Genomic DNA, 21239 nt, shown 5'->3' with positions numbered 1-21239 from the left:
TCCTCCTAATTCTGATTAACGACCACACTAAGACGCATAGGCAATATTCAGTGTCACATTTTTTTGCAACAATGAATCTCCTGGTTGGAAATCAAGCGCCTGATCATTGACTTTAACTTCCGCATATTTTGCCATACCAACAGTGATGACAGCCTGCGCAGCATCCGCAGGCAATTCTGTCGTTTGCGATTCTCCCTTTTGCAACGTGTATTGATACGTCAAAGCACCATTGATTTGGACTCCGACCCACACACGCTCTGTACCAGTAAAGGTGATTTTTAGTGGTTTTTCAGCGTGGTCTACTTTCATCGTCGCGGCATTAGCCGTATTGTTTTCCATCGCAAACGCCATTTTTGGTTTTTCCGGCTTCTTCGATGATTCCGTCGTTGGTTTTGGCTGTGACGACGACACTTTTTCTGCGGACGAGGAGGAAACATCTGAACGTTCGACTTGAACGGAACTATTTTCTGGAATGATTGCCGTTTCTTGATGATCCAGCCAAGTCATATAACCGACCACAGAAATGATCGCCACCGCCACCAATCCCAAAATAAGCATTGGCAATGTTGCTCTGAAGCGGGCGCGCGTAGGACTTTCCGCATGTTTATTTTTTCTCAGCCCATCCACCGTCTCCAGTTCAGGATACGTCGGCAACGGTCGATCCTTGCCATCCAGCACATCGATCAAATGATTGCCGTCAAGTTTCACCTCATCAGCATATTGTCGAATAAACGTCCGCAAATAATAGTCACTAGGCAATTCTTGAAAGTCATTCTCTTCAATTGCCAGCAAATAACGCTTTTGGATCTTTGTGCGCTGCTGCAATTCATCTAAACTGATTTTTTTATCGATACGGGCTTTGCGTAGCGTTTCTCCAATATTAATACTAGCCACTTGATTCTCTACTCCTATTTCGTAATTATGGAATAATTTTAGAAAAATTATTTCCGATTCTTAACACGTTTATCCTTCTACTAAACCCGGCTGAAGCCAAGAGTAGATTGGACATCCTATTGCCATTACAGAACGAGCATCGTTCCGCTTCTTATTCCATCCAGCCGCCAGCAACAGGTAACACAATGCCGGTGGTATAGCTGGCTTCTTTAGAAAACAAGTAGGTACAGGCGGCTGCGATTTCACTTGGGTCGGCGAGTCGTCCTAAAGGGATCTCAGACGTTAATTCTGCGATTTCCTGCAGGTCCCAATTTTCGTTCATCCTCGTTTGGACAGCCCCGGGAGCAACAACATTCACTGTGATGCCCAGCGTCGCAACTTCCTTCGCATAAGCTTTCGCGAAGGCCTCCTGCGCGCCTTTCACAGCACTATAAACGGTCTCCATACTACTGCCGCGATGGCCGTAAACCGACCCGATAAACACGACACGACCTCTTTTGCTCTTCGCTAATTTCTCCTGTAACCCTTGTAGTAAAAGCAGCGGTGTCTTCAAATGAACCTGCCATAAGGCCTCCATTTGATCTGCTTTTGTCTCTGGCAGCAACTCATAAAAAGTAAAACCAGAAGCAAAAACAATCCCGTCTACTTGGAATAATTGGTCTAGAAAGTTGGGGATTTCCGCTTCCCTCAACATGTCTAAGGATACCATAAAAAAATCTTGCTGAGGATAACGTTTCTGTAAGTCTGAAACGAAATTTAAGACTTTTTCTTTTTGCTGATTAAAGTGGCAATACAGGGACCAGCCTTGCCCCGCTAATTTTTCGCAGACGGCTTGGCCAATATCCCCGCTGGCCCCCATCACTAAAGCGTAAGGCATTTTATGCCTCCTTCTCCATATAAAAGCGTGTGAAGGCCTCTTCCTTGATAAAGAATCTTCCGGCCTCAAGCACATCGGTCAATTCAATCTCTTGAATAATTTTCGGCATGTCGAATAACGTCCATTCGCCAAACAACGATTGTGTGAATTGGTTGGCTACATACTCCAATGAGTTTAACGATTGGAAATATTTACCCAGCATTTTTTTCTTCAGCAGCGTCAGGTTCTCTTCACTCACTTCCGGATCACTGTCGAAATGCAGCAAGATCTCTGTCAATCGATCGGCCAACGTTTCTGGCTCTTCACTATCGCCGCCGAAATCAGCAAAATAGAAACTGCGATCCAATGAAAATTCATAACCGAAGCTATCATCCAATAGCCCTTCATTGTACAGTCGTAAATAATTTTGTGAGGTCGCCCCGACCAGCATTTGAAACAGCAGCTCTGCTGAAACCTTGAAAATCAATCGCTCTTTGTCGTCCTCCGGCAATTCGGAAAGACCTTTGACCCCAACGATCGCCTTTGGTATCATGATAGGCATTTTTTCTTCGCTGTGTTTGATGATCTCCTCTGGTCTTTCTTGTGGGAAACGACGTTGGATCGGTTCCGGTGTGTCAAACGTCTTCGCCGCTTGATTCTCCCGAATGACGGTCATCAACGCTTCCGGCTCCAAATTTCCGACAACGAACAATGTCATGTTGCTTGGATGATAAAAGGTATTGTAGCAAGTATACAAATCTTCCGCTGTGATCTCTGCGATCGAATCGATCGTACCTGCGATATCAATGTGCAGCGGGTGCTTTGGATACATATTCTTCAAAATAGCGAAAAACTGCTGCCAGCTAGGATCATCTTGATACATTTGGATTTCCTGTCCAATGATGCCTTGTTCTTTTTGCACAGACTCCTCCGTGAAATACGGTGCTTGAACAAAATCCAGCAACGTCCGTAAATTCAATTCCAATTGATCCGTTGTTGAAAACAGGTAGCTGGTACGCGTGAAGCTAGTAAACGCATTTGCGGATGCACCCTGTTCGCCAAATTTTTGGAAAACGTCGCCGTCTTCTTTTTCAAACATTTTGTGCTCTAAAAAGTGCGCGATCCCGTCAGGAACCTTGACATAGTCTGTCCCGCCGCGGGGAATAAATTCATTGTCGATCGACCCATAATTGGTGCTGAATAAGCCGTACGTTTTGTGGTAGCCTGCTTTCGGCAACAAATAAACGGTCAACCCATTCGGCAACACTTCTTTATACAGTGTTTCATTAATTTTTTGATAGGTTAATTTATCCATTCTGCTGTCCTCCATCTAAAAAGAAGATGGCTTGCAGACGAATATTCTTCGCGACTTTTTGGACATCTTCCGGTGTCACCGCGGTCAAACGCCCTAACCATTCTTCGTCTGTTAGTTTACTTTTCGGCAACCATTGCGCCAAGTAAGTTGTCTCGATCGTATGCTGCATACTGTCTAATCCTAATAAATAGTGATTTTTCAGCATGGCTTTTGTTTGTTGGAAGGCCAAATCTGTAAAATTCCCCGCTTGCAATTCAAGCAGCTGCTCATTGATCAAACGCAACACCTTGTCACGGTCGTTGCTGTTGATTCCCGTTTGCACCTGTAAATAGCCGCGGAAGGTATCAAAGGAGCTTGAGGCATAGTACGCCAAACTAGCCTTCTCCCGTACATTCATAAACAGCTTCGAATGAGGGAATCCGCCAAAAAGACCATTGAAGACTAGCAGCGCAAACCGATCCGTATCTTCGTAATAGACATCTGTTCCATACGCCAGATTTAATTTGCCTTGTGTGACCGTTTCTTGCATTTGCTGCTCGCGAATCACATTGTCGTTGTTCTGGTAGTAATAAATAGCCGGTGACGTTTCGTCCCGATCCGTAAATGGCAGTTGTTGGAACAATGCGGCCATCTCCGCCTCATCCACATCGCCGATCACAAATAGATCCACTTGATCTTGGGTGATCATCTCATGGTAATAGGCAGCCAAACTGGCACTCGTCTCTTTTTGAAGGTCCGCTACCGTGCCAAAGCTTGGTAATTTTTGGGCCTCGTCAGTAAAATAGGTTTCTTTGATCTTCAAAGAAGCCATCGTTTGTTTGTCTTCATGCAGACTCTCGATGTAGCTTTGCAGATTTTCTTTTTCTAATTGAAAGGTTTGCTCGTCAAATTTTCCTTCACGAATATTAGGATAAAATAGGACCTCACGCAGAAAGTCCATGGCTTCTGGCAAGAGACTCGGATCGTCCACATAGTTGCCATTGACCGTACCTAAACCAACATCTAGCCAGTGCAGGTTGCCTTTGCGTCCGACACTCAAGCCGAAACTCGCCCCATAAAGTGCCGCCAACTGCCCGCTTAATTTCGTTTGGTCAGCATAACGTAAAGAATTGGTTTCCAACAAGTTTGCCAAAAGTGCACGCTTCGTCATGATTTCTTTCGTTAACCGAGTAGTAAATCGTCCATACAGTTGGACCGTCTTATATTTTTTTGTTGAGAGAACATGCAAACGCACGCCTTTTTTAAGTTCAATCATTCTAAAGCTCCTTTTCCATCGTAATCAACGGGCGCTTCCAAGAACGCCGCGTTTTATTTTCAAGCTAAATAGACCTCGCCTGCCCACTGAAATCAGCAGATCAAGCGTCAGAATAGATAGACTGATTTTGTCTTATCACTAAGGCTAATTATAGCACAGGCGTGGTCTAAGAACTGAAATCAGCATTGACGGATAGTTTCTTTTATTTCAAATTTTTTTCTTCTTTCGTTATACTAAATGAAGCATGAGAATACCCGCCAGCGTTTCATCAGTTTTGGTGCTGCTCGTTGCTTTCACGTCTAGCCATAGGGTCAGACAAGCAGCCATTTTTTTAGATTTGCGCTAACGCATTCATTTTTTTGACGAGTGAAAGGATGAGTTGTTGTTGGAGGTATTCCCGTGAAAGGGATTCTTTTGGATCACTAAGAAGAGAGGAGTGACATCATGATTAAAGAATTTAAAGAGTTCTTGATGCGAGGAAATGTTTTAGATCTTGCGGTTGGTGTAGTTATTGGTACGGCGTTTACTGCTATCGTGACGAATGTCGTAAATGGGTTGATTACTCCGCTAGTCGGATTGATCGTTTCCTTATTTACTAACGGAAAAGATTTAAATGAGGCAATGTCTGTTTTAGACTGGAAACCTGTCAAAGGAGTGACCTTTGCATTTGGCGATGTTGTCAGTGCATTGATTACCTTTGTGATCACTGGTTTCGTTTTGTTCTTAATTGTCAAAGCTGCCAATAAAGCAAAAGATACCGCAAGCAAAGAAGATGCGGAAGCGGTGGTACCGGAAGTACAGATTCCAACAGCGGAAGATTACTTAGCGGATATCCGTGATCTTTTAGTTGAACAAAACAAGACTGCACAAAACACCGAAACCCCTAAAGATAAATAAAAACCATGGAGCCTTTGCTCCATGGTTTTTAAATTGCTTCTGTTAGAAATTCGATTTCTACTGTGCGAGTCAATACATCGGAATAGCTGTATGAAACACGTTCGAAAGAATTCTCTTCTGGGTCCAAATCAACGACGAATACGGAAGGGTATGTCTCAGTTAAGATCCCTTTACGCTGTGTTTGACGCTTGCGTCCTGTTTGAGCGACGAGCATGATTGGAGCACCAATACGATCTTCCAAGTTTTTCTTGATAGACGCTAAAGTTGTTGGCATACAGTTCACCTCAACATACATTATAGCACAAATTCAAAACTTTTCAATGTTATCATAAGATAAAAAAATTTGCAACTTTTCCTTCGATGAATCTTTAGGATATTCCTTACTCATTCCTCTTCTTCATACAGTTTCTCTTTTATTTTCTTTTTCGCACGACAGAGCGCATTGTTGATTTTCTTCACCGATCGATTCAGACGCTGCGCAATCACTTCCGGCTCTTCCCCTCTTAAATAGTAAAGCAAGACATGGTTTTCTAAAGGAGAGAACCAGATTTCCCCGGACAATAATACGTCACTGATGCAGACATTTTCCTCCATGCAATCATGGTACTTGAAATACGTGTTGTAACGCTCGCCGCTCACTTTTTCGATCGATACCGCCTGCTGATGGATCAAGCGTTTTTTTGCTTGCTGACGGCGTATAAGGGAACGAACACGGTTCTCAAAAATCATCTTATAGTAGAGTCCAAATGTCGTTCCGTAGCCCTTTTGGTAACTGCGCAGCGCATCATTTAGCGCGATCCGCCCTTCTTGCAGCCAATCATCAGAATCGAATCCCTTGATCAAATAACGTGACTGCATTTTATACACAATCGGCAAATATTGAATAAATGTTTTCTCAAAAGCCTGTACTTCCATTTTTCCCTCTCCTTTCTGATATGTAAGAGCATACACATTAAAAAGGGGAGATTGGAGAGCAAACGGGCAATTTATTTTTTATTGCTCAATTCGTCCAATTTGTGGGACAATTTTTGCAATTGTTCATTATTCCACGGAGAATTTCGGCGAAAATTTTTAAAATGCGTATCTTTTGTGTCCCCAGTAATCAGGTCCTCTGTCTGTTGGACCGTCTTGTACAGTTCACGCGCAGAGGTACGCAGCGCCCCTTGAGAAAAAATGGTCCATTGCTCGGCAAGGTCACTCGTCGCTACCGTCACTTGGGTCAGTCGATCGTTTAATTCCCCCGCGATACGTTCAATATAGCTGTCGGCTGTCTCGTCCTCTTTTGTAAAGACGACCGTCAGTTGGTATTTCTTATAGCTTTGCGTAACCCCAGGAACAAACTGCGCATCAAACACCACGATTGTTTCCAATCCTTGGTATTTCGCGAAATTTGATAATCGAAAAAGCAAGGCTTCCCGTGCTTCTTCTAAACGGTCTTGATTTTTCAATGCGGTCAGCTCTGGCCAGGCACCGATCATGTTGTAGCCGTCAACGATCAACAATTGTTTTTTCATTGCGTACCACTTCGCTTCCGAAAGACTTCGTACATCAAAAGACCTGCCGCCACACCCGCATTCAAGCTTTGAACGTGACCTGTCATGGGAATCGTCAGCATCTCATCGACATCTTTTTTCAATCCCGCGCTCATGCCTTTGCCTTCATTTCCAATGATCAGAGCGATAGGCCCCGTCACTTTCCATTGACGATAATCCGTGCCGTCCATATCCGTTCCGAAGACCCAATAGCCCGCTTCTTTTAACTGCTTGATACTCTGAGCTAAATTGGTCACCCGCGCGATCGGTACGTATTCTACGGCCCCGGTGGACGCCTTCGTTACAACAGGCGTGATCCCTACTGAACGGTGCTTCGGAATGATCACTCCAGAAACCCCGCTGGCATCTGCTGTACGTAAAATCGATCCGAAATTATGCGGGTCTTCTAAACTGTCTAAAATCAGCAAAAAGGGCGCTTCTTCCGTCGCTGTCTTCGCCATCAAATCCTCCAGCGTCAAGTATTCATAAGGCGTGATCCCTAAAACGATCCCTTGATGCACACCGCCATCACTTAACGTATCTAATTTTTGTTTTGGTACCCATTTGACGGGCACTGCTTGCTCTTTCGCGAGACTCTTTAATTGGTCGATCTTGTCTCCATGAGCATCTTCTTGCATGAATAACTTGTTTCCTCGACCCGCTTGTAACGCTTCGACACTGGCATGATGCCCAAAAACAAAATTATTTTCTTCTACTTCGGCGAGTTCTGCCGGTTCTCTGCGCCGATCGTTTGGCCGGTCATTTTTTCGCTGATTGCGACGGTCATTTCCTCGTCGTTGTTTTTTATCCTTCATTTGCTTCGCCCGCTTTCTCTAAACACCACGCGATCAGTTCTTCCAATCGCTCGTTTCGTTCCAATAAATGCAGATAACCCATCAATGCTTCAAATCCAGTAGACATGCGGTACGTCATAATATCCGTATTCTTAGCGGAGGTATAACTTTTCGCATTGCGTCCACGGCGATAGATTCCCTGTTCTTCTTCTGTCAGCATACCATCATCCATCATTTTTTGGATCAGTGTTGCTTGAGCCTTAGCGGAAACATAGTGTGTAGCCATATGGTGCAGCTTATTCGGACGGGTCTGACCGTTTCGTACCAGAAAATCCCGTACATACGTTTCATAGATCGCATCGCCAACATAGGCAAGTGCTAGTGCGTTTAACTGTTTATAATCTATCATTATGCTCGTCTCCAACGGACGCCTTGAGGGGTGTCTTCTAAAATAATTCCTTGTTCCTTCAACTGATCACGGATCTCATCACTGCGGGCAAAGTTTTTGTCTTTGCGCGCTTGATTGCGTTCTTCGATCAATTGATCCACTTCTTCGTCCAGTAATCCGGCTGTTTGGAATTCGATCCCGAAGACCGCCAGCATTTCCGTGAATTCTTCTAGCGCATTCGTTAATACGGCTAGCGAGACCGTTTCCTGTTCGCTATAATTATTCAACCATTTTGCGGCTTCATAGACGACGGTGATCCCATTTGCGGCATTGAAGTCATCATCCATCTCTTCAATAAAACGCGCTTTTAATGCAGCCAATTCAGCCAATTTTTCTGGGTCATCCGCTAATGCTGCTTCCGCAGTTCCTTGGCGGAAAGTTGCGTTCTCAAAGGCTGTGCGTAATTTTTGTAGATTCGCCTGTGCATCCTTCATCGTTGCTTCGCTGTAGCGGATCGGACGACGGTACTGCGTCGTTGCCATGAAGAAACGCAAAACCTGCGGATCGATCTCTTTGACTAAATCATGGACTGTTACGAAATTGCCGAGGGACTTGCTCATTTTCGCGTCGTCTTCTCCGATCGTCACATAGCCATTGTGCATCCAGTAATTGGCAAATCGCTGGCCTGTCTTCGCTTCGCTCTGTGCGATCTCGTTTTCATGATGCGGAAATTCCAAGTCTTGACCGCCGCCATGAATATCGATCGTGTTCCCTAAATGCTTCGTGGCCATGACCGAGCATTCAATGTGCCAGCCCGGACGTCCTTCGCCCCATGGCGATTCCCATGAAATCTCCTCCGGCTTCGCACTTTTCCATAGCGCAAAATCCAATGGGTCTTCCTTGATTGCTTGTTCTGCTCCTGTACGCTGACTCGCTCCGACTTCTAGCTCATCAATCGATTGGTCGCTTAATTCACCATAATGTTCAAATTTGCGTGTACGGTAATAGACATCGCCTTTCGCCTCATAAGCGTATCCTTTTTCCACCAACGCCTCGATGAACGTGATGATATCAGGAATATGATTGATCACTCGCGGATGCAAAGTCGCAGGCTTCACATTCAATGCTGCCGTATCCTCTTCAAACGCCGCGATGAATCGATCCGCAACTTCTGGCGCAGTGATCGCTAATTCTTTCGCTGCTTTAATGATTTTGTCATCGACATCCGTAAAATTCGATACATAATTCACTTCATAGCCGCGGTACTCAAAATAACGTCGGATCACGTCAAATGCAATCGTACTGCGGGCATTGCCGATATGGATATAGTTATATACGGTAGGTCCGCAGACATACATACGGACTTTATTTTCTTCGATTGGTTTAAAAAGCTCTTTTTCTCGTGTCATTGTGTTGTGTATTTTAATCATGTTTTACCTTCTCCCCTTTTATTCTAACTACTTTTGCCGGTACCCCTACCGCAGTCGCATCTGCCGGTATGTTATTCAAAACGACAGCACCAGCGCCAATTTTTACCCGTTCACCAATTTCAATCGGTCCCAATATTTGTGCATTCGCCGAGATAAAAGCGCCGCGACGTACCGTCGGATGGCGTTTTCCCGTGTCTTTTCCCGTTCCGCCTAAGGTCACCCCATGAAATAAAACAACGTCCCGCTCAATTTCCGCTGTTTCACCGATCACGACACCCATTCCGTGATCAATAAAAACCCCGGGCGCGATCTTGGCACCTGGATGAATCTCGATCCCTGTCAAAAACCGCCAAAATTGAGAATGCATTCGTGCCAACAAAAACCATTGGTGCCGATAAAGAAAATGTGAGAGCTTATGAAAAAATAACGCATGCACTCCCGGATATGTAAGTACCACTTCTGCACCTGTTCGAACTGCCGGGTCATTTCTTTTTGCTGCCTCGATCGCTTCTTGCCACCATCCCATGTACTTCAACCCCTTTTTTTATTTTTAGTTTCCCAACTCCTAAAACCTTCAACAAAGTTACAATTTGCTACTCACGCTAACGCGTGAAGAAAAACTGACAGCTAATTCTGTTTGAGGCAATCATTTTTCAAAGAGCGAAAAAGTTTGTTTCATCTTCATCACGCCTATCATTATGCTAAACAGCTTGTTCCTTATTGTGCTAAGTATCTATAGATTCCTATCAAACCTTATATACTGCAAAAAGCATAACTGACAAAAAAAGCGTCTTTTGAGTTTCCTCAAAAGACGCTTTTACGTGGTCCCACTTTTGTTTGCAATTTCTGCCTTGAAACAGGTAACGTCTGTGAACCGTCCTTGACTACGTGTCGCCAAGGCCACTCGGAGATGCATTTCGTAAGCGTTGATATGATTGCTTCCACCATCCGCAATCTCTCTGGAACATCTCCGCTTGCTACTTCTTCTCTTCTATGTGTTTACATAACTTGATCTAAATGTGATAAGGCTTTTTCTTTGCCTAATAATTCAACCGTTTCTGGCAATTCTGGTCCATGTGTCACACCGCTGACTGCTACACGGATCGGCATCCAAAGGTTCTTTCCTTTGATGCCTGTTTCTTTTTGTACTGCTTTGATCGCTGCTAAGACGCTGGCAGCATCGACTGTATCCATCGCTTCTAATTGCGCCTTGAATGCCGCTAATACTGTCGGAACACCTTCTCCGGCTAAGACTTCTTTTGCGGCTTCATCCAACTCTAGATGGTCTTGGAAGAAAAGACTGGATACTTCCGTAATTTCTGCAGCGTAGCTCATTTGTGGTTGGTATAGGCTAACGACGCGTTTTACCCATTCTTTGTGTTCAGGTGTTGGATTTTCTTCGACTTTACCAGCCTTGATTAAATAAGGCAAGCATAGTTCAGCGAATGTATCCAAATCCATCGCTTTAATATAATGGTTATTGACCCATTCAAGTTTCTTCGGATCAAATGCTGCTGGTGATTTGCTCAAACGATCGGTATCAAAAATCTTGATCAGTTCTTCTTGCGAGAAGATTTCGTCTTCGCCTACCGGTGACCAGCCCAATAATGTAATAAAGTTGAACATCGCTTCTGGCAAGTAGCCCAATTCGCGGTATTGTTCGATAAACTGCAAAATGCTTTCATCGCGTTTGCTTAATTTTTTACCTGTTTCACTATTGATGATCAGAGTCATATGACCAAACGTTGGACGCGGCCATCCGAAAGCATCATAGATCATCAATTGTTTTGGTGTATTGGCGATATGGTCATCCCCACGTAAAACATGAGTGATCTTCATCAAATGATCGTCCACTGCTACCGCAAAATTATACGTTGGCATGCCGTCACGTTTTTGAATGATGAAGTCGCCGCCGACGTTATCCGATTCAAAACTGATCTCGCCTTTGACCATGTCATCAAATGCAAAGCTCGTGTTGCGAGGAACACGGAAACGAATCACAGGTTCTAACCCTTGTGCTTCCTTTTCCGCTTGTTCTTCAGGAGTCAGATTGGCACATTTGCCTGAGTAATGAGGCATCTCGCCACGGGCACGCTGCGCTTCACGCTCTTCTTCCAGCTCTTCTGATGTACAGTAGCATTTATACGCTAAATTGCTGGCAAGTAATTGGTCGATCAAGGGTTGATAAATTTCACGACGCTCAGATTGACGGTAAGGACCATATTCTCCAGGATTCGCTGGTGATTCGTCCCAGTTGATCCCTAACCAAGCCAAATTCTCTAACTGACTTTTCTCGCCATCCTCGATGTTTCTTTTTAAATCAGTATCCTCGATCCGAATGATGAACTCCCCATCGTTATGACGGGCAAACAGATAGTTGAACAATGCTGTTCGCGCATTTCCAATGTGTAGGTGTCCTGTTGGACTTGGTGCATAGCGCACACGAATTTTTGACATATATTAGTTCCTCTTTCCGCTTATTTAGCAAATTGAAAAGCATTTGCTACTCACTCCAAATTGTACAATCAATCCACTGTTTAGTAAAGCTGGACTGTTATTTCCCTGCCTTGTCATTGGTATAATCCAACTTTTCCTTCGGTGAATCGTCTTTGATGTTGCGGCTGGAATGCGCCGGTTTTGCAAAAATCATTCGACCAGCGGCTGTCTGTAACGCACTCGTTACGACCACTTCGATGTGTTCGTTCATATAATGCTGACCGTCTTCGACAACGACCATCGTTCCATCATCCAAATACGCCACCCCTTGTTGGCGCTCCGTTCCAGCTTTTACCACTAAAACGTTCATGTTCTCGCCTGGGATCACGACTGGCTTGACGGCATTTGCTAAGGCATTGATATTCAAGACCGCCACGTTTTGGAACTCAGAAACTTTGTTTAGATTGTAGTCATTCGTAACGATCACGCCATCTAACAGCTTCGCCAATTTGATCAGCTTGCTGTCCACTTCGCTGATATCTTCAAAGTCGCCATCGTACATCTCAACTGAGATGCCTTCTTCTTTTTGCAGCGAATTCAAAATATCCAGTCCGCGACGCCCACGCACTCGTTTCAAACTATCTCCAGAATCAGCAATGTATTGCAATTCATACAGCACGAAATTCGGAATCATCAAAACGCCTTCCAAAAATCCTGTCTTTGCGATGTCATAGATCCGCCCGTCAATGATCACGCTCGTATCTAAGATCTTATATTTATGGAAATGATCGTCGGCCTTGCGCTCAAGCACTTCGCCTTCATTCGACTCGGCTTTTTTGCTTCTGCCGCCGAAAAATTTCTTCAACTCATCGATCCGTGTCGTTCCCATTCGGAAACCTAGGTATCCTAATAGAAGCATGATCAAGATCGGTAAGGCGCTGTTGATAAACGGAATCGGAATTTGATACAGGGGTGTTGTCCCGATCAATCCCAGCGTCAGTCCTAAGATCGCACCGACCACTCCGAATAAGATATACGTCAAACTCAATTCATTTAATTGTTTCTCGATTTTTTTTACACCAACTGTGATTGGTTCTACGATCGCCAAAGAAATAATATAAAAAATAATTGCACCGATTAGGCCATTCGTAAATGAATTATTCAACCACATGTTGTCTTGATAACCGATCGCCAGCCATGCCACAGGTAAAAATGTGATCCCTAAGCTGATCCCGATCAACGCGATGATTATTGTTAACACACGTTTTTGCATGCCATCCCTCCTAAATTCTATTCCTTGTATTTGTAAAACTTTTAGTTAAAGGGCGTGCCGGAATGGTTGCCGGCACTGCCGCTTATTAACGGAATACTTTTCTTAATGTTTCTCCTAGCGTCGCCACGGGAATCAATTCGATCCCTTTCGGCGGCTTCCAATCGCCCATATTATTTTTAGGCAGATAGATTTTTTTAAATCCTAATTTGCCGGCTTCTTTTACTCGCTGCTCGATGCTGTTGACCCGACGAATCTCACCAGTCAGACCAATTTCGCCGATAAAGCACTCTGTCGCTTCCGTTCCATTTTCTTTGTAGCTGGAAGCAATGGCGATCGCTACCGCTAAATCGATCGCGGGCTCATTTAATTTTACGCCGCCGGCTGCCTTCAAATAGGCATCCTGATTTTGCAGCAGCAGTCCGGCACGTTTTTCTAAAACAGCCATGATCAACGACACGCGGTTGAAATCCAGACCCGTCGTCGTTCGCTTGGCATTGCCGAAAACCGTGGGTGTGACTAAGGCTTGCACTTCGACCAAAATGGGCCGGCTGCCTTCCATCGCAACAACGATCGCTGATCCAGTCGCCCCCTCCAAGCGCTCCTCTAAGAACACTTGAGAGGGATTCGCGACTTCTACCAGGCCGCGCTCCCGCATTTCAAAGATCCCGATCTCGTTGGTCGAGCCAAAACGGTTCTTGACTGCTCGCAGGATACGGAAGCTGTGGTGCTTCTCCCCCTCGAAATACAGCACTGTATCTACCATATGCTCCAACATACGCGGACCGGCGATATTTCCTTCTTTTGTAACGTGACCAACGATAAAAATGGCGATCCCGTTCGTTTTCGCCAGCTTCAATAATTCGGCTGTCGTTTCACGAACCTGACTGACCGAGCCTGCCACACTCGTAATGTCCGGTTGGGTCATGGTTTGGATCGAGTCGATGATTACATAGTCAGGCTTCAAATTCTCGATCGTTCGACTGATCTCTCCCATGTCTGTCTCTGCATATAGGTAGAAATCCGTGTCGCTTGACCCTAGGCGTTCTGCCCGCAGCTTGATCTGCTGCGCGCTTTCTTCCCCCGAGACGTATAGCACATTGCCCCCCGTCGCCGCTAATTGATGCGAAACTTGCAGCAGCAAGGTCGACTTTCCGATCCCAGGATCTCCGCCGATCAAAACCAAGGACCCTGGAACGACGCCGCCGCCTAAAACCCGATTCAATTCTGCTAATTCTGTTTGAATCCGCGTTTCTTTTTTAAAGACGACATCTTTTAACTTGGTCGGAGTCGCACGTTCTCCCGTTAGACTGACACGATTTCTTCGGTCTTCAGGGTGATTGGGTTCCACTTCCTCCACCATCGTATTCCAATTGCCGCAACTCGGGCACCGACCTAAATATTTAGGCGAAACATACCCACATTCCTGACAGATAAACTGTGTCTTGGATTTTTTTGCCAAAACATTCGCCTCACTCGTTTAATTTATTTATTGTTTTCCTGACGAACCAAATCCGCCTTTACGTTCTGTATCTGCATCATCATTGTCTGCTTTAAGAAACGGTAAGAAAATTCCTTGCCCGATTCGTTCACCTTTTTTGATCGTGATATCCGTCAAGCCGAAGTTTGAAAATTGGAACATGATATGGCCTTCGTTGTCTGGATTATTGTAGTAATCGCTGTCGATCACGCCGATCCCGTTACTTAATGTAATGAATCGTTTCAACGGATTGCTTGAACGATTGGCAAGCTGCAAGTATTCATCTTCTCCCATATATGCCTTGATTCCTGTTGGGACAAGCACGGGTTTCACGATTTTTTCTGATGCTTCTGCACCTTTGGTAAAGTGTGCGATCACTTGCTTCCAAATCGCTGGGATCACGACATCTTCTCCAGCTTCAAAATCATAGCCTGCGGCGTTCTTTGTTGCTCGTTTTGGCAAATGGATCGCCTTATCTTGATACGCTTTAATTACTTCAAAACCACGTTTGCTCATCGTAAACCCCTTTTTTTACTTCCTATTTAAAGAATTTTTCAACCTGGAGATCCGCCGACTCCTGCGTGTCCTCTTGCATCTGCCTCTGTCGAAACCGTTCTGAGACAGACAAATTCTTCGACAACACCCGCATGACAGGTCGAATTTCCTTTGTGAAATATATTGCTATTCTACCATAGAGCAGGCGGCTGTTAGAAAATCTTTTGCGAAAACTCTATGGAAATTTAATGATTTTTTCTTGTACTAGATTAATTTTCACTGATCCGCTGATCCAGCGCCGGCAATCGATTGATGTACATCTCGATTCGTTTGGCATACGAGGGATTTTCCTCATAGGTCTTAATTTGCTCCTGCAGCGTCTTGAGGTCATCGGTCACGATCCCGTTGACGTTCAGCGAGACCATTCGATCCATGGCATCAGCGTTATTGACTGTCCACGCATACACTTCCTTATCCTCTTGATGGGCTCGTTGAACAAAATCGCTGGTCAACGTCGTTTCCTCCATCGTATAGGCATTTGCCGGTGTCTGCGGGAAGACTAAATTATAAGGCAAGATATAACTGACATACAACTTTGGTGCCTTGTCTTTCAACGCTTTTACCACATTGTAATCCAAAGAATGGATACGGTGATGATTAGCTAAAATAGTCTGCTGGTACTTCTCGATGAAGTGATCCACCATGTCTTCGGAATCATCAGCGTTCGTTTTGATCTCGATCAGCAGTTTTTGATGGTGCTCATTCGCAAAAGCCAAATAATCATCAAAACTTGCCACAGGCGCCACATGACCGTTCTCCACCGCTTGCAGATCTTGCAGCTCGATCAAGGTCATTTCATGAGTCGTCCGGTCTCTTCCCGTGAGATTTTTCAGATTTTTATCATGGAACACGACAAATTGACGGTCCTTGGTTTCTTGAATATCCATCTCGATGTAGTCCGGCTTTTCTTTGATCGTAGCCGCCATCGCGGGGATCGTGTTCTGTACGCCATTGCCATTATCGACCCCTCGATGGGAAATGGTAAACGGCGTGGAATCCTCCAGCCCCGTCAAATACATGACATTGCTAAACAGGATCGACCCGCCAAAAAATACACATAGCGCTGCCGCAGCGATTCGCGTCCACAAGCTGGGACGGATCATACGCAATGGCCGTTCCCCGCTGATCACCAGCGGAAAGAATTTTTGGACTAGAACACTGAAATACAGCACCGTCGCCCAAGCCAGCATCAATTGACTGAAAAATTGGATGCTCGTTAATGTGACCATTGCCCCGATCGCAGGAATCGGACGCGGAAATAGATCCAGCAGCACTTGCAACACGTAACTTGCCCCGTACCCTACAAAAGAAACAATGGATAAAAAGGTGGTCAAAAGAAAGATACGCCATGCATAGTGCCAAAACCGATGATGCGTCAACTCTAAACTTTTGCGCACGGCTTCTTTAGGAGCGGCATCCGAAAAAATCATCAGGGGAAGGACAAACAATAACCGAATCCCAATATAGGACACGAGCAACGAAAGAACCATTAATAATAGAAGGAAGGTCAGATGCTCATTCAAATACTCTATTATAAAAACCGGGATCGTTACTTTGCTCAACAACGGAGTACGGAAAATGGCATTGGCAAAGGGAAGGATCAATACAAAATAAAATAGGAAGAAAAAGAATGTTGTCGGACGCAAATGCCGCATATGGTAAAGTGATTGCTTAAAAATCTCCCATAACGAGCGGTCCTCTTTTGTTTGGATGCTTTTGATCCCAAACAACTGGAACGTAAACTGCAAGAAAATCACCGTCAATATGACTGCCAGCAACAATAGCAGAGCAATCAAAACAGCGGGATGCTGGGTGATTATCGTGACAATATTCGTGTTAGAAACATACGGGATCTCTCCCTGTTTCAAAATGAATGCCGTTAGAAACTGAAAAAGCGGGATCGCCAACATCTCTAAAACAATATTCGTTCCAACAATCAAAAGGATATAGCTCCCCCAATGACGCAGAAACTCTCGTGAATAGGTGAAGAAAAAACGCAGTGAAGACATCTTATTGACCCTCCCTTTAAATAAAGTTATCGTTGTATACCTATTAACCTGCTAAAGCAGGAAGTAGAACTGGCCGCTATTTCCAGACCTGAGGTAGTCATTTTTCCTGAGAAAAAATGAGCCCTATTCTCATCACGCATACCATTCTACTAAACCTGCTGAAGCAGGAAGTAGAACTGGCCGCTATTTCCAGACCTGAGGTAGTCATTTTTCCTGAGAAAAAATGAGCCCTATTCTCATCACGCATACCATTCTACTAACCTGCTGAAGCAGGAAGTAGAACTGGCCGCTATTTCCTGCTCGAGGTAGTCATTTTTCCTGAGAAAAAATGAGCTCTATTCTCATCACGCATACCATTCTACTAAACCTGCTGAAGCAGGAAGTAGAACTGGCAAAAAATCGGGCACAGGGTTATGTGTCCGATTGGTTTTGACGTTTGCGATCGTAATCTGGATCGAATTCGTCGGTTTCGATGTAAATATACGCCTTCTTATCCGGCAAGGCTCGGCGAATCACTCGTTCGATTTGATTGACGATATCATAACTCACGCCTTCGTAGGAATCGGCGATGTCGATCTTGGCGGCGATCATGACTTCTGTTGGACCTAAATGGACCGTTTTAATGTCGATCACTTTTTTTACTTCGTCGCGTTTAAAGGCATCTTGGATTTTCAGCAAGTCATTTTTAGAGACACTTTCTCCTATGATCAAGCTGTAAAACTCCCGAGCCAAAAAGATCGAAGCAAATAGCAGCATCATCCCGATCAGCAGACCGCTCAATGCATCAAACATCGGATTCCCAGTGACCATCGTCAACAGCGTCCCGATAATCGCGATCACCAACCCGATCACGGCACAAAAATCCTCCGTAAAAATAATCAAGATCTCGCTGTGACGGCTTTCATGTAAAAACTTAAATAATGGCAATTTTTCTGTATTTAATTCGTGGATTTCTTTCACCGCCACACGCAGCGAACTGCCTTCGACGAGAATACCGAAAACCAAAATACCTAACACGATCAATGGGTTGGCGACTTCGTGACTGGGATGAAACAGCTTCTCCACTGCTTCCCAGATCCCCAATGCACCCCCACCAAAAAATAACATCGTAGCAACGATCGTACTGAAAAAGTATTTGGCACGTCCCTCACCAAACTGGTGCAGCTCACTTTGCCCGCGAGCGGCCCGTCGATCACCAAACAACAGTAAGATTTGATTGCTGCAATCTACTACACTATGAATGCTTTCATTCATCATTGCTGCACTGCCGCTGAGCATGTAGCCGATAAACTTGCTGACCGCCACCAGCACGTTGGCAAATAGCGCCGCCAGGACCGCCATTGATCCTTGCGTTTTTTTCTCTTCCATGTGATTCACTCGCTTCCTAATAGTTCCCATTATAAAGCAGAATCAAAAAATCATGAACGCAAAGCTCTTAGGAACCTTACTTATTGTTTCAGTAGCTGTCGAAAGCTGATCCAAGGAGAAAAACTGGCCCGTTTGACCTCTGAAACTGTTCAAAAAAATCTATCCATAACCAGCAGCTACGTTTTAAATTCTGTCATATTCCCGCGGAACCGCAACGGCAAATGATTCCGCTGGGCTCTATAATTTGCCCGCGCCTCAATCGTGACCGCCTGTAAGAATGTCTTCCATTGGTGTTGAATGGCCTGTTCGTCGCCTGCTTCAGAAAATTCTGGACAGGTGGTGTTTTCCATGAGGTGGATACTGCCATGATCGATGATCCCTAAAACTTCATGGGTCTCGTCGTAGATCATGATTTTTTCCTGCGGATAACGCTCCGCAAAGTGGGGGCAAAGGTACGGCATCACATAGTGCTTCGGGGCGATTTTACTGAATAGCACCTCACCGACGTATTCAAAACGAACAAAGCCGGTCAAGGCGTGGTTTTCTCCCAGCAGTGTTCGAATGCTTTTCCGCAATGCCAAGACGGATGGATGCCCCAAATGATTTTCCAATAGGTCTTTGGTTTGCAACGCAATTTCGATGGCATCCAATAAATAACGTTCTTTGCCTTCAAGCGTGGCATAAAACCCATTTTGAATGAACAAAAAATTTTCCGGTCTCACTCGCTGCCGCAAACGACGGTAAATTTTCTCGCCGCGAATCGGATCTGTCTTTACCCATTCCGTTAAAAACAAACTTTCCACCGCAGTTTCCGGCGATAAAATCACTGCCGGAAACTGCTTCTCACGAAAACTACGATCCACGATCGTCATAAATCCAAGGAAGCTGCCATCATATTCCCAATGTTCTGCTGACTCGCGCATGGACGTCACCTACTTTTCGCATGTTCAAACCGCTCCACATCAAAGAGCGACAGTTGTTCACTCGTGGATTGTGTGTTTTGTTTTTTCAGTACATTGTATTGCTTTGAAGAAATCAACGAAGCGATGATCCACTCAGGGTCCTTGATCAAACCGGCAGGTGTCTCATGGTTGCAGGCGATAAAATACTGTGCCCGTTTGATCACGATGCCTAGTTTTTTTAAATCCGTCAGATGCAGCCGATAATACTTTCGTGCTTTGACGATATTTTGCGCACTTTTCGGTCCGATCCCGGGGACCCTCAGTAAATCATCATAGGTGGCGGTCTGGACATCTACGGGGAAGCGCTGATAGTTTTGGACCGCCCAATTGGCTTTCGGATCAAGGTAAAGATTAAAGTTCGGCTTGTCTTCTGACAGAATCTCATCCGCTGTGAATTTGTAGTAGCGAAGCAGCCAATCTGCCTGATACAAGCGATGCTCCCGCAGCAATGGCGGCTCTGTCGTCACAGCAGGCAATAAATTGTCCTGATTGACTGGGATATACGCCGAATAATAGACCCGTTTCAATTGATACTTCTGATACAAATTCTCTGAGATTTTCACGATCGAACGGTCACTCTCAGGGCTGGCCCCGATGATCATCTGCGTAGACTGACCGGCGGGGACAAAGCTTGGACCGCGTCGAACCGCTGGCAAAAATTCCTGTTCTTTTTTTACCGTCGTGATTTGCTTCATTGGTTTATATAAGTCAAACGGGTCTTTGTCCGGCGCCAGTAACTTCAAGCTCTCGCGGGAAGGCAGTTCAACATTGACGCTCATCCGATCCGCCAGAAAGCCCAGTTGCTCGATCAATTTTTCATCCGCGCCAGGTATCGCCTTGACATGGATGTAGCCGCGAAAGCCTTTTTCTTCACGCAAAATTTTCAAGGTCTTGATCAAAAGCTCGCACGTATAGTCCGCATTCTTTATGATCGCTGAACTTAAAAACAAGCCCTCGATATAATTGCGCATATAAAAATCCATCGTTAGATCCGCCACTTCCTGCGGGGTGAACGTCGCCCGCGGAATCGCATTGGATTTACGATTGATGCAATAGTGACAGTCAAAAATACACGCGTTCGTAAATAATAATTTTAATAACGAGACGCATCGGCCGTCGGGGGTAAAGGAATGGCAGATCCCGGATACCGCCGTACTGCCGACTGTTCCTGATCGGGTATTGTTCTCCACGCCGCTGCTGGAACAAGAAACATCATATTTCGCAGACTCCGCTAAAATTTCTATTTTTCTTTCCAGTTCCATCGAAAATCACTCCTTATTCGTAGTCGCGGAATCGCTCCACACGATACGAACGTATGTTCTTATTTAACCAGATAACTGCTGTTTTGTCAAAAAAGAATTTGATAGATACTGCTAAAGACGGATGAAGCGGGTCCAAGACTTCCCTATAATTTAAAGCAATAGAAGGAATGCGCATCGAACCTTTCACAGGCGATAAAAAATACGGACTACGAAAAATGGCCTGATTCATACACGGTGTTCGGTCGTATACTGCTTGAACATACAGGCGCCAACCTAAAAGGAGTGTGATAAAAATGGAAAGAAAACAATATGTTTGTGAGAAGTGTGGGGGGCAGCATTATCTATCCGATCAGTTCCAAGCAACGGGTGGGAATTTTGCGAAGATTTTTGATGTCCAAAATAAAAAGTTTATTACGATCAGTTGTAAAACATGTGGATTTACAGAGCTTTATCGTGGGGAAACGTCAGATGGCTGGAACATCCTCGATTTCTTGATGGGTGGAGGCTAAACAACAAAAAAAGCGGCGCGCGCCGCT

Annotated in this window: 21 protein-coding genes and 1 other annotated feature; of the genes, 2 read left to right on the top strand and 19 right to left on the bottom strand. The window is 44.9% G+C overall.

Annotation, left to right across the window (positions count from 1 at the left end; translation table 11 throughout):
- Positions 1-27: 27 nt before the first annotated feature.
- The 4 genes from IGI66_RS00775 to yfmF all read right to left on the bottom strand — a co-directional run bounded on the left by IGI66_RS00775 (position 28) and on the right by yfmF (position 4320).
- Entirely contained in the window at positions 28-894 is an 867-nt protein-coding gene (locus IGI66_RS00775) for a RodZ domain-containing protein (protein ID WP_010782101.1), read from the bottom strand.
- Between the two features lie 151 nt (positions 895-1045).
- Complete coding sequence (gene ymfI, locus IGI66_RS00770; protein ID WP_086305905.1) at positions 1046-1771, bottom strand: elongation factor P 5-aminopentanone reductase; 726 nt, start codon at positions 1769-1771, stop codon at positions 1046-1048.
- Between the two features lies 1 nt (position 1772).
- Complete coding sequence (yfmH, locus tag IGI66_RS00765; protein ID WP_438847037.1) at positions 1773-3065, bottom strand: EF-P 5-aminopentanol modification-associated protein YfmH; 1293 nt, start codon at positions 3063-3065, stop codon at positions 1773-1775.
- The gene (yfmF, locus tag IGI66_RS00760; RefSeq protein WP_086305907.1) at positions 3058-4320 is read right to left on the bottom strand and encodes an EF-P 5-aminopentanol modification-associated protein YfmF; all 1263 of its coding nucleotides are present in this window, start codon (positions 4318-4320) and stop codon (positions 3058-3060) included. Before yfmF ends, yfmH begins: the two co-directional genes overlap by 8 nt.
- 444 nt (positions 4321-4764) lie before the next feature.
- Between yfmF and mscL the strand changes: the two genes are divergently transcribed.
- A complete protein-coding gene (gene mscL, locus IGI66_RS00755) occupies positions 4765-5217 on the top strand; it encodes a large conductance mechanosensitive channel protein MscL (protein ID WP_438847035.1) in 453 nt (150 codons plus the stop codon).
- Between the two features lie 28 nt (positions 5218-5245).
- On the opposite strand, the gene IGI66_RS00750 is transcribed toward mscL, so the two are convergent.
- The 15 genes from IGI66_RS00750 to IGI66_RS00680 form a co-directional block, all read right to left on the bottom strand.
- Positions 5246-5491, bottom strand: coding sequence for a Veg family protein (locus IGI66_RS00750; RefSeq protein ID WP_010782106.1), 246 nt, complete (start codon positions 5489-5491; stop codon positions 5246-5248).
- A 110-nt stretch (positions 5492-5601) separates the two neighbouring features.
- Entirely contained in the window at positions 5602-6132 is a 531-nt protein-coding gene (locus tag IGI66_RS00745; protein ID WP_431380367.1) for a sigma-70 family RNA polymerase sigma factor, read from the bottom strand.
- Between the two features lie 71 nt (positions 6133-6203).
- The gene (locus IGI66_RS00740; protein ID WP_010782108.1) at positions 6204-6731 is read right to left on the bottom strand and encodes an NYN domain-containing protein; all 528 of its coding nucleotides are present in this window, start codon (positions 6729-6731) and stop codon (positions 6204-6206) included.
- Positions 6728-7564: a 23S rRNA (guanosine(2251)-2'-O)-methyltransferase RlmB gene (rlmB, locus tag IGI66_RS00735; protein ID WP_288227929.1), complete on the bottom strand. Its 837-nt coding sequence runs from the start codon at positions 7562-7564 to the stop codon at positions 6728-6730. The genes IGI66_RS00740 and rlmB overlap by 4 nt, the downstream gene beginning before the upstream one ends.
- Positions 7554-7952, bottom strand: a complete 399-nt coding sequence (locus IGI66_RS00730; protein WP_438847032.1) for a Mini-ribonuclease 3 — start codon at positions 7950-7952, stop codon at positions 7554-7556. The genes rlmB and IGI66_RS00730 overlap by 11 nt, the downstream gene beginning before the upstream one ends.
- On the bottom strand, positions 7952-9361 hold the full coding sequence (gene cysS / locus IGI66_RS00725; RefSeq protein ID WP_431380366.1) for a cysteine--tRNA ligase: 1410 nt from the start codon (positions 9359-9361) through the stop codon (positions 7952-7954). Before cysS ends, IGI66_RS00730 begins: the two co-directional genes overlap by 1 nt.
- Entirely contained in the window at positions 9354-9887 is a 534-nt protein-coding gene (gene epsC, locus IGI66_RS00720) for a serine O-acetyltransferase EpsC (protein WP_010782112.1), read from the bottom strand. Before epsC ends, cysS begins: the two co-directional genes overlap by 8 nt.
- 278 nt (positions 9888-10165) lie before the next feature.
- Positions 10166-10364 (bottom strand) — a binding site (T-box leader).
- Positions 10361-11818, bottom strand: coding sequence for a glutamate--tRNA ligase (gltX, locus tag IGI66_RS00715; RefSeq protein WP_114525261.1), 1458 nt, complete (start codon positions 11816-11818; stop codon positions 10361-10363). (Overlaps the previous feature by 4 nt.)
- A gap of 97 nt (positions 11819-11915) precedes the next feature.
- A complete protein-coding gene (locus IGI66_RS00710; RefSeq protein WP_010782114.1) occupies positions 11916-13070 on the bottom strand; it encodes a PIN/TRAM domain-containing protein in 1155 nt (384 codons plus the stop codon).
- Between the two features lie 85 nt (positions 13071-13155).
- Entirely contained in the window at positions 13156-14529 is a 1374-nt protein-coding gene (gene radA, locus IGI66_RS00705) for a DNA repair protein RadA (protein WP_010782115.1), read from the bottom strand.
- A gap of 27 nt (positions 14530-14556) precedes the next feature.
- Positions 14557-15063, bottom strand: coding sequence for a dUTP diphosphatase (locus tag IGI66_RS00700; protein ID WP_010782116.1), 507 nt, complete (start codon positions 15061-15063; stop codon positions 14557-14559).
- 248 nt (positions 15064-15311) lie between these two features.
- Positions 15312-17111 carry a glycerophosphoryl diester phosphodiesterase membrane domain-containing protein gene (locus tag IGI66_RS00695; protein ID WP_438847029.1) on the bottom strand — a complete coding sequence of 600 codons (1800 nt, stop codon included), beginning with the start codon at positions 17109-17111 and terminating at the stop codon, positions 15312-15314.
- A 411-nt stretch (positions 17112-17522) separates the two neighbouring features.
- Positions 17523-18479: a cation diffusion facilitator family transporter gene (locus IGI66_RS00690; RefSeq protein WP_010782118.1), complete on the bottom strand. Its 957-nt coding sequence runs from the start codon at positions 18477-18479 to the stop codon at positions 17523-17525.
- A gap of 176 nt (positions 18480-18655) precedes the next feature.
- Positions 18656-19402: a TIGR03915 family putative DNA repair protein gene (locus IGI66_RS00685; RefSeq protein ID WP_438847026.1), complete on the bottom strand. Its 747-nt coding sequence runs from the start codon at positions 19400-19402 to the stop codon at positions 18656-18658.
- A 5-nt stretch (positions 19403-19407) separates the two neighbouring features.
- Entirely contained in the window at positions 19408-20703 is a 1296-nt protein-coding gene (locus tag IGI66_RS00680; RefSeq protein ID WP_010782120.1) for a putative DNA modification/repair radical SAM protein, read from the bottom strand.
- A 293-nt stretch (positions 20704-20996) separates the two neighbouring features.
- Here IGI66_RS00680 and IGI66_RS00675 point away from each other — a divergent pair, with 293 nt between their 5' ends.
- Positions 20997-21212 carry a zinc ribbon domain-containing protein gene (locus IGI66_RS00675; RefSeq protein ID WP_010782121.1) on the top strand — a complete coding sequence of 72 codons (216 nt, stop codon included), beginning with the start codon at positions 20997-20999 and terminating at the stop codon, positions 21210-21212.
- Positions 21213-21239 lie beyond the last annotated feature (27 nt).

Origin of the sequence: Enterococcus sp. AZ048 (assembly GCF_051715125.1) — a bacterium.
In the GTDB taxonomy this organism is placed as follows: domain Bacteria; phylum Bacillota; class Bacilli; order Lactobacillales; family Enterococcaceae; genus Enterococcus_A; species Enterococcus_A gilvus.
This window is presented reverse-complemented; position numbering and strand designations above follow the sequence as displayed.

Bases quoted from the DNA above. Each gene is read 5' to 3' on its own strand.
- ymfI (WP_086305905.1), bottom strand. From the start codon at position 1,771: ATGCCTTACGCTTTAGTGATGGGGGCCAGCGGGGATATTGGCCAAGCC.
- yfmH (WP_438847037.1), bottom strand. From the start codon at position 3,065: ATGGATAAATTAACCTATCAAAAAATTAATGAAACACTGTATAAAGAA.
- yfmF (WP_086305907.1), bottom strand. From the start codon at position 4,320: ATGATTGAACTTAAAAAAGGCGTGCGTTTGCATGTTCTCTCAACAAAA.
- mscL (WP_438847035.1), top strand. From the start codon at position 4,765: ATGATTAAAGAATTTAAAGAGTTCTTGATGCGAGGAAATGTTTTAGAT.
- IGI66_RS00750 (WP_010782106.1), bottom strand. From the start codon at position 5,491: ATGCCAACAACTTTAGCGTCTATCAAGAAAAACTTGGAAGATCGTATT.
- IGI66_RS00745 (WP_431380367.1), bottom strand. From the start codon at position 6,132: ATGGAAGTACAGGCTTTTGAGAAAACATTTATTCAATATTTGCCGATT.
- IGI66_RS00740 (WP_010782108.1), bottom strand. From the start codon at position 6,731: ATGAAAAAACAATTGTTGATCGTTGACGGCTACAACATGATCGGTGCC.
- rlmB (WP_288227929.1), bottom strand. From the start codon at position 7,564: ATGAAGGATAAAAAACAACGACGAGGAAATGACCGTCGCAATCAGCGA.
- IGI66_RS00730 (WP_438847032.1), bottom strand. From the start codon at position 7,952: ATGATAGATTATAAACAGTTAAACGCACTAGCACTTGCCTATGTTGGC.
- cysS (WP_431380366.1), bottom strand. From the start codon at position 9,361: ATGATTAAAATACACAACACAATGACACGAGAAAAAGAGCTTTTTAAA.
- epsC (WP_010782112.1), bottom strand. From the start codon at position 9,887: ATGGGATGGTGGCAAGAAGCGATCGAGGCAGCAAAAAGAAATGACCCG.
- gltX (WP_114525261.1), bottom strand. From the start codon at position 11,818: ATGTCAAAAATTCGTGTGCGCTATGCACCAAGTCCAACAGGACACCTA.
- IGI66_RS00710 (WP_010782114.1), bottom strand. From the start codon at position 13,070: ATGCAAAAACGTGTGTTAACAATAATCATCGCGTTGATCGGGATCAGC.
- IGI66_RS00700 (WP_010782116.1), bottom strand. From the start codon at position 15,063: ATGAGCAAACGTGGTTTTGAAGTAATTAAAGCGTATCAAGATAAGGCG.
- IGI66_RS00695 (WP_438847029.1), bottom strand. From the start codon at position 17,111: ATGTCTTCACTGCGTTTTTTCTTCACCTATTCACGAGAGTTTCTGCGT.
- IGI66_RS00690 (WP_010782118.1), bottom strand. From the start codon at position 18,479: ATGGAAGAGAAAAAAACGCAAGGATCAATGGCGGTCCTGGCGGCGCTA.
- IGI66_RS00685 (WP_438847026.1), bottom strand. From the start codon at position 19,402: ATGCGCGAGTCAGCAGAACATTGGGAATATGATGGCAGCTTCCTTGGA.
- IGI66_RS00680 (WP_010782120.1), bottom strand. From the start codon at position 20,703: ATGGAACTGGAAAGAAAAATAGAAATTTTAGCGGAGTCTGCGAAATAT.
- IGI66_RS00675 (WP_010782121.1), top strand. From the start codon at position 20,997: ATGGAAAGAAAACAATATGTTTGTGAGAAGTGTGGGGGGCAGCATTAT.